Annotated in this window: 8 protein-coding genes; 1 reads left to right on the top strand and 7 read right to left on the bottom strand. The window is 72.9% G+C overall.

The genetic code is table 11. The annotated features are described in order from the left end of the window. Positions 1 to 564 precede the first annotated feature (564 nt). Both BDZ31_RS19535 and BDZ31_RS19530 read right to left on the bottom strand, forming a co-directional pair. Positions 565 to 786 (bottom strand): hypothetical protein, encoded by a 222-nt coding sequence (locus tag BDZ31_RS19535; protein WP_183344235.1) that lies wholly within the window; start codon positions 784 to 786, stop codon positions 565 to 567. A gap of 44 nt (positions 787 to 830) precedes the next feature. Beyond that, positions 831 to 1034 carry a cold-shock protein gene (locus tag BDZ31_RS19530; protein ID WP_183344233.1) on the bottom strand — a complete coding sequence of 68 codons (204 nt, stop codon included), beginning with the start codon at positions 1032 to 1034 and terminating at the stop codon, positions 831 to 833. A 1333-nt stretch (positions 1035 to 2367) separates the two neighbouring features. On the opposite strand from BDZ31_RS19530, the gene BDZ31_RS19520 reads away from it, so the two are divergent. Then, complete coding sequence (locus BDZ31_RS19520) at positions 2368 to 2898, top strand: glyoxalase superfamily protein (RefSeq protein WP_183344231.1); 531 nt, start codon at positions 2368 to 2370, stop codon at positions 2896 to 2898. Positions 2899 to 2964: 66 nt separating this feature from the next. On the opposite strand, the gene BDZ31_RS19515 is transcribed toward BDZ31_RS19520, so the two are convergent. The 5 genes from BDZ31_RS19515 to BDZ31_RS19495 all read right to left on the bottom strand — a co-directional run bounded on the left by BDZ31_RS19515 (position 2965) and on the right by BDZ31_RS19495 (position 6207). Beyond that, positions 2965 to 3339, bottom strand: coding sequence for a type II toxin-antitoxin system VapC family toxin (locus BDZ31_RS19515; protein ID WP_183344229.1), 375 nt, complete (start codon positions 3337 to 3339; stop codon positions 2965 to 2967). After that, entirely contained in the window at positions 3336 to 3533 is a 198-nt protein-coding gene (locus BDZ31_RS19510) for a type II toxin-antitoxin system VapB family antitoxin (protein ID WP_183344227.1), read from the bottom strand. The genes BDZ31_RS19515 and BDZ31_RS19510 overlap by 4 nt, the downstream gene beginning before the upstream one ends. Positions 3534 to 3620: 87 nt before the next feature. Continuing rightward, positions 3621 to 4499: an RNA polymerase sigma factor SigJ gene (sigJ, locus tag BDZ31_RS19505; RefSeq protein ID WP_183344299.1), complete on the bottom strand. Its 879-nt coding sequence runs from the start codon at positions 4497 to 4499 to the stop codon at positions 3621 to 3623. Between the two features lie 11 nt (positions 4500 to 4510). After that, on the bottom strand, positions 4511 to 6010 hold the full coding sequence (locus BDZ31_RS19500; RefSeq protein WP_183344225.1) for an MFS transporter: 1500 nt from the start codon (positions 6008 to 6010) through the stop codon (positions 4511 to 4513). Beyond that, positions 6007 to 6207, bottom strand: a complete 201-nt coding sequence (locus BDZ31_RS19495; protein WP_183344222.1) for a hypothetical protein — start codon at positions 6205 to 6207, stop codon at positions 6007 to 6009. Before BDZ31_RS19495 ends, BDZ31_RS19500 begins: the two co-directional genes overlap by 4 nt. Positions 6208 to 6411: the final 204 nt, after the last annotated feature.

Genomic DNA, 6411 nt, shown 5'->3' with positions numbered 1-6411 from the left:
ACAGCACCTCCCCGACGACGCCGACCACGGCATCGTCTTAAAGCCCCCGGACAGCACAAACCCCGGCCACAGGCCGGGGTTTGTGCGACACCCTCTCCGGCGGGGTTTTTCTATGGGCCGATTCGCCGCAGTCGGGGCGATCCGCAGCTCGATCGGCTGTGCACGTCCAGTTGGCCGTGTGCGAGCGCGTTGGCGACGCCCTCGAGGCGGCCAGCGACGCCGTCTCGATCCGCGGGTCGCCCGGCGGATCCATCTCACGCGGGGATCGGGGCTCAGCCGGGGCCGAGCGTCTGCCCGATCATCTCCGGCGGGCGCCGCCCTGGCCTTCGAGACGGCGCTGTGCCGTGATTGCGCGGTCACGCGCGACCGAGGCGCGAAGCCGCGCGCTCGCGTCGACCGTTCGGTGCGTGCGCCTGACCACGGCATCGCCGCGCCCGATCACGTGCGCGGCTTCCTTCGTCGCCTTGGCGAGCGAGATGTCATGGCGTCCACTCCCCACCGGGCGCACGCCCACGTACCGGAGCCCCGGCGCCGCACGGCGAAGCGGCGGCGCGGGGGTCGGCGTCAGCGTGATGGCGCGGAACGCCGGTCGGGTGCGGCCGCGAGCGTGACGTCGCGGCGGCCGGCCAGCTCGCCGAGATGGCGCAGGAGCCGGCCGCCGGCGGGCTCGGTGAACTGGAGCGCGCGCAGGTCGATCGCGATCGAGGAGAAGCCGGCGTCGCAGAGACGCAGGATTTCCTGTTCGAGCGCGCCGGCGGTGGAGCCGTCGAGGCAGCCGCGCGGCATCACGGTCGCGCGCTGCCGGTCGGCAGGCGCGACCAGGGAGGCGATCAGGTCGCCTGGACGTTGACGGCCTTCGGTCCCTTGTCGCCGGGCTCGGCGTCGTAGGAGACCGGGGCGCCCTCGGCGAGCGAGCGGTAGCCGTCGCCGACGATCGCGGTGTGGTGGACGAACAGGTCCTTGGACTGGTCGTCGGGCGTGATGAACCCGAAGCCCTTGTCGTCGTTGAACCACTTGACGGTTCCTGTAGCCATCGGTGCTTCCTCCAGCGTGAGGTGCAAAACGAACGCGGAGGCGGCTGGTGAGGCGACGACTACGAGCGCAAGGCACGAGTTTCGAGGAATCGGACGATCCCACGTGTGCTGTCACCGTAGCACGCGCTCGCGCGTCACCCCGGCTTCGCGACCGGGCGGGGCGGGGGAGCGGCAGCGGTGCTCGGTCGGTGGGTCCACCATGCCGGCCGGGTGCGTAGGAAGTCCATCATCGACGACGACTGCCAGCCACGGCGTCATCCCGGCTCCCGCACAGCCACGAATCGGTACCCGGTCGCGGTGTGGTGCGTGCGCGCCTGGCTCGATGGCGCCGGCCGGCCGGCGCTCGGCTTCGACGGCGAGGAACTGCCGCAGGTGCCCGATCGTGACCGCGGCCGGTCGGTGATCCCGATGGAGGCGAGGAACGTCTCGCACGCGCACGTCGCGGCGGTACGCGCTGCACGTCAGCGGCGCCAAACGGGCTTTGTATGGGCCGATTCCCGGGGAATAGCGTGATTCCGACCTGGCGGACGAGCGCGCTGAGCGTCGTCTCGATCTCGCTGGTTCCGACTTAGCGGACGAGCGTCGTCTCGATCTCGCTGGTGAGGAGGGAGAGGTCGGTGTCGGTGGGGTCGTCGGGATGGAAGGGTGGAAGCCGAGGCATTCCCACCAGGTGCAGACGCGTTGGTGGAGTGCGGTGGCGACGACGGCGCGCCAGGCGGCTTTGGTGTTGATCTCGAGGACATGGGCGACGAGCGCGGTGCCGGCGCCGCGGCCGGTGCAGCTTCTGTCGACGGCGAGGCGGCCGAGCAGGAGTGCGGGAACGGGATCAGGGGCGTGCTGAACGCCTGGGCTACCTGCGGCGAGAGCTGGATCACGGTGCGCTCGGCTAGGGCTTCCTCGGCGTGCCGGGCGGCTGCTTGGAGCACGAACGCGGAGAGGCTTTGATGGGTCGCGTCGGCGGCGCGTTCGAGCAGGTGCTTGGCGCAGGAAGTCGGCGGCCGTGTGCGTTCATCGGGGGCCAGCGCCGTTGCGGCAGGCCGCGGATCCCGTTGGTGTTTAGCGTGTCGAACTTCCGGCTCAAGGCCCGCGAAGGAAAGCCCCGCTCCGGCGGGGTTTCTTCATGGGCCGGGTGCCTGGCTCGCGATGCACCGTCGCCAGGCCGGCTTGCTAGCCTGCGCGCAGGCGACTCGATCGGCCTGCCGCCCGCGCCGAGCGATCGGTCCGGTGAACGGATCGAGCAGAACGTCCCGTCATCGGTTCGCGTGATCCCACGGTGCCCTTGGACGGCAACGCGGGCACCGACCAGACGCGGCATCGGGAGACGGTGGAACTGATGAATCTGACGCTGGACGATGCGAAGGCTGCGGCGCGCACGCTGCGGCGGCGCCTGGCCGAAGCGGGCACCTCGATCAGCCACGGCCTCGCGCTGGAGACCGTCGCGCAGCAGATCGGCTTCAAGGACTGGAACACCGCATCGGCGCGGCTGTCGGCGGAGCCGGCCGGAACGGGCGCGGCGGTTCCTGTGCTGCGGATCCAGGACGAAGCGGTGGCGCGCACGTTCTACGTGGACTACCTGGGCTTCGCGGTGGAGTGGGAGCATCGCTTCGAGCCCGGCATGCCGCTGTACGTCTGCGTTCGGCGCGACGAGACGGTGCTGCATCTCTCCGAGCACCACGGCGACGGCACGCCGGGAACCGTCGTCTGGATTCCGCTCCGCGGCGTGGAGGCGTTCCACGCCGAGCTGTCGGGCCGGCCGCACCCGCGGCTTCGGCCCGGCATCGACCGCGACGCGCCCGGCGGGCCCACGGTCGAGGTCATCGACCCGTTCGGCAACGTGCTGCGCTTCTGCGAACCGACGGACTGACGAGACTCCACGCGCTCCAGCGGCCGCCGCCGGCATTTGTCGGTCGTCCCGTCGCGCCAGGGTCGGTCAGCGTGCGGTCGGCCGGAAGCCGATCCCGAGGCGCCTCGCGACCGCTGACAGGCGCTTGTCGCGAGTCCAGAGCATCGCGTCGGGTGTCAGCCGGGTCGCGGCGAGGAGCTGCGCGTCGACGTAGCCGATTCCGTGACCGTGGAGCTCCTCGTCGGCGATCAGCCGCAGGACCTCGTCGTGCTCGGCGACGATCGCCTGAGGCAGATCCCGCAGGAGGCCGATCACCTCGTCGCGATTGCGCATGTTGCCGAGCGCCAGTTCCCCGACGATGCATGGGTGCCCGAGCACCGCGCTGCTGTCGAGCAGGCGGGCGAGCGTGGGCTCGCCGGCGCGGAGGTGGTCGATCCAGATCGAGGTGTCGGCGAGGATCACCGCGACGAGCTCTGCCGTCGCGGGATCGAGCGCAGCTCGGGCTCGCTCCCACCCAACCGTGCGAGCCGACGCGCGCTCTCGCGCTCGATCAGCGCGCGGAGCGCTTCGCGCACAAGCGCGGTCTTCTCGGTCGTGCCGGTGAGGCGCTGCGCTTCCGCGACGAGATCGTCGTCCAAGGCGATGGTCGTGCGCATCGGAGCCCTCCATTGGGCATGGGAACGAGCATCTGATGATGGCAGATTTCGTGCCTTTGTCTGTGCGTCCTTCCAGGCCTGCGCGGCTCACCTCCCGAGGTCGAGGCTGCGCAGGCGGGCCGGGCCGGCGACCACGTCGATCTCGACGATCCGGCCGGCGACGACGTTGAAGCCGGCGACCGCGAACGGGCGGTCGCCGGCGGCGGCCACGAGGCCGGCGGTCCCGTTGACGAGCGCCGGTCGCAGGAAGCGCGCGAAGCGCGAGCCGCCGGAGAGCGCGACCTCGGCGACGGCCGCCGCGCCGCGGATCTCGCGCGAGGTGCCGGGGCGCAGCGCGCTGCGGTCGACGCGCACCACGACGTCGGGATCGAGCACCTCCATCAGCGCCGCGAGGTCGCCGCCCTGGGCGGCGGCCAGGAAGGCGTCGACGACCCGCCGCTGCTCGCCGACGTCGGGGTCGGGCGGCGGCGCCTGTCCGCGCACGCGCCGGCGCGCGCGGCTTGCGAGCTGGCGTGCGGCGTCGGGCGAGCGCCCGACGATCGGCGCGATCTCGTCGAACGGCACGGCGAACATGTCGTGCAGCACGAAGGCGAGGCGCTCGGCGGGATCGAGCTGCTCGAGCACGACCAGCAGCGCCAGCCCGACCGAGTCGGCCAGCAGGGCCTCGTGCTCCGGATCGCTGCGGTCCTCGCGGCCGACGAGCGGGTCGGGCACGTGCGGGCCGAGCGGCTCCTCGCGCCGCGCGGTGCGCGAGCGCAGCATGTCGAGGCAGACGCGTCCGACGACCGTCGTCAGCCAGCCGGTCAGGTTGCGCACGCCGTCGGCGCCGGCGCGGTCGAGCCGCATCCATGCCTCCTGGACGGCGTCGTCGGCCTCGGCGACCGAGCCGAGCATGCGGAAGGCGACCGCGCGCAGGTGCGTGCGGTCGGCCTCGAAGCGCTCCGCCAGCCAGTCGCGGTCGTCCATCGCTCCGGCGGTCACGCTACCGCTCCTGCGCGCTCGGGCCGCGGGGCCGGACGGTCGGCCCCAGGCGCCCGGTGCGGCATCGCGGGGCGCGTGTCGGAGCGCAGCAGCGCGCCGCAGAGCAGGGCGCCGACCGCGAAGATGCCGGCCGCCCACCAGAACGCGGTCGTGTAGCCCTCGACCGCGGCGCGGGCGAGCACGTCCGGCGCCGCGCCGTGGTCGCTCGCGTACGCGCTGACCGCCGAGGCGGCCAGCGTGCTGAGGAGCGCGATGCCGATCGAGCCGCCGACCTGCTGGCAGGTGCTGACCGTCGCCGAGGCGACGCCGCTGTCGTGCGCCGCCACGCCGGAGGTCGCGGTCGCGAGCGCGGGCGCCATCACCATTCCGAAGCCGATCCCGATCACGAGCAGCGGCGGAAGGATGTGCGAGACGTAGCCAGTCTCGACGCCGATCCGCGTCAGCAGCGCCAAGCCGATCGCGGCGAGCAGCATGCCGGTCGGGATCAGCGGGCGCGCGCCGGTGCGCGGCAGCACGCGCACGGTCGTCGTCGTCGCCGAGACCAGCACCACGGCGCTCATCGGCAGGAAGGCGAGCCCCGTCTCCAGCGGGCCCATCGCCAACGTGGTCTGCAGGTAGAAGGTGAGGAAGAGGAAGACGCCGAACGCCCCGGCGCTCGCGACAGCGACCGCCAGCAGCGCGCCGCCGCGGTCGCGGTCGGCGACGATGCGGAGCGGCAGCAGCGGATGCGCCGCGCGCGCCTGCAGCACGACGAATCCCAGCAGCAGCGCGGCGGCCGCCCCGAGGCAGGCGACGGTGACGGGATCGCCCCAGCCGTCGCGCTCGGCCTGCGAGACGCCGAACACCAGCACGAACAGCCCGGCCGACGCCGCGAGCGTCCCCGGGATGTCGAGGCGCGGACGGGCTGCCGCGGCCGCGGGGCCCAGCAGCGTCAGGCCGCCGACCGCCGCCGGGACGGCGAACAGCAGCGCGACGTACATGCACCACCGCCAGTCGAGCAGCTCCGCCAGCGCGCCGCCGAGCAGCAGGCCGCAGGCGCCGCCCATCCCGGCGATCGCGCCGTAGACGCCGAACGCCTTCGCACGCTCCTCGGGATCGGTGAACGTGGTCGACAGGAACGCGAGCGCGGCCGGCGCCAGCAGCGCCGCGCTGACGCCCTGGAGGGCGCGCGCGGCGACGAGCAGCTCGAAGCTCTGCGCCGCGCCGCCCAGTGCCGAGGCGCCGGCGAAGCCGAGCAGTCCGGCGACGAACACGCGCTTGCGCCCGACGAGGTCGCCGATGCGCCCGCCGAGCAGCAGCAGGCTGCCGAACGCGAGCGCGTAGGCGGTGATCACCCACTGGCGGTCGTCGTCGGAGAAGCCGAGGTCTCGCTGCGCCGACGGCAGCGCGATGTTGACGATCGTCACGTCGAGCACGACCAGCAGCTGCGCCGTCGCGACGATCGCGAGGATCCACCAGCGCCGCTCGCGGCCGGTGTCGTGAGCGTGCGCGGTCATCGTGCGCGCCCCAGTCGCCGCGCCGCGCGCACCAGCAGGATCGGCGGCGCCAGCAGCAGCGCGACGACCGCCGCCGGGATCGCCAGCAGCAGCAGCGGGAGCAGCACGAACAGCACGATCCCGGGCAGCGAGAGCACCAGGAACGGCAGCCCCACTGCGACGGCGCCGGCGATCAGGTCGAGGACGTCCCCGACCATCTCCAGTGGGGACTGTCGCTGTTCGGGCTCTACAGGCGCTGCCGGCTGTGGCGGCCCGGCGGCGACCGCGGTGTGACGGGGGAGTTCGAGTGCCTGCTGCACCGTCCGCCTCCTTCATCGAATGACGTGGGCTCACTTCGATGACGAACGGCGAGCAGGCGATGTGACGACGGAGCGACGGAACGCGCCCGGCTGGTGCGCCGG

The sequence above is a fragment of the Conexibacter arvalis genome (assembly GCF_014199525.1).
Classification (GTDB): Bacteria; Actinomycetota; Thermoleophilia; order Solirubrobacterales; family Solirubrobacteraceae; genus Conexibacter; species Conexibacter arvalis.
The sequence above is the reverse complement of the archived record's forward strand: the minus strand, read 5'-3'. Positions and strand labels throughout refer to the sequence as shown.